Below are 750 nucleotides of genomic sequence, written 5' to 3' on the forward strand. Positions count from 1 at the left end.
ATGCAAGACAGACATTTTAACGTCTATGACCCTGTTAATTCAATCTATTTGCTATTTGTTGGCTACAAATATGGCTGGGGTAAAGGCATCACGTCGATGACCTATGGAATGCGGTATGCCAATGACCCGACTTACGCGGGCAATGAAACGGAAGTGAACCGGATAATGAACCTGATTTCCAAACGCTTATCGGCAGAGTATGTGAGTGGCAATAACCCCATGAACAAAGTGATTCTTTACCAGAACCTGAACCGTGGAAGAACGATAGCCAAAGCCAATAAGCCGATTTTCGATATATCCTTCAAAGACGGATTTATTAACAAGCAACCTTACATCTACACAGACGGGATGTCATTCAAGGAAAAGCAATTCTGGGAGAGGCTGTTGAATATTCTGGTGGAATACAGCAAATCAAACCATGTACGATACGTAAACGAATACGCCCATGCCAAACCTTGAAGCCTTACCCCAGAAGTATTATCCGATGTTTTCGACCCTGATAGAGGTACTGAACGATAGTGGACGGAAATACGAAGCGTACATGGTTCAGGCACACGCCAAGACATGGGTAACCATCCAGATGCCAACGACCTACGAAGCCATTCCATGTGATTCGTTTCTGTTTCATCGCAAAAGATTGTATCAGGAGGGAGATTATCAGGAGGTTATCAAAGCACTCAACCATTACATCAAGTATCAGGAAAAGGCAATACTGGGTTAGCTGAGGGCAAGGATATTTTTTTAGAAAAA

Annotated in this window: 2 protein-coding genes; both read left to right on the forward strand. The window is 43.1% G+C overall.

From position 1 onward, the window contains the following. A partial coding sequence (locus tag WAA15_RS24500; RefSeq protein ID WP_337045482.1) for a hypothetical protein occupies positions 1 to 459 on the forward strand: 459 nt, incomplete at its 5' end. Continuing rightward, positions 446 to 721, forward strand: a complete 276-nt coding sequence (locus tag WAA15_RS24505; protein WP_337045483.1) for a hypothetical protein — start codon at positions 446 to 448, stop codon at positions 719 to 721. The genes WAA15_RS24500 and WAA15_RS24505, both read left to right, overlap by 14 nt. The last annotated feature ends 29 nt before the right edge of the window (positions 722 to 750 follow it).

The sequence above is a fragment of the Emticicia sp. 17c genome (genome assembly GCF_037153985.1).
GTDB lineage: Bacteria > Bacteroidota > Bacteroidia > Cytophagales > Spirosomataceae > Emticicia.

Bases quoted from the DNA above. Each gene is read 5' to 3' on its own strand.
- WAA15_RS24505 (WP_337045483.1), top strand. From the start codon at position 446: ATGCCAAACCTTGAAGCCTTACCCCAGAAGTATTATCCGATGTTTTCG.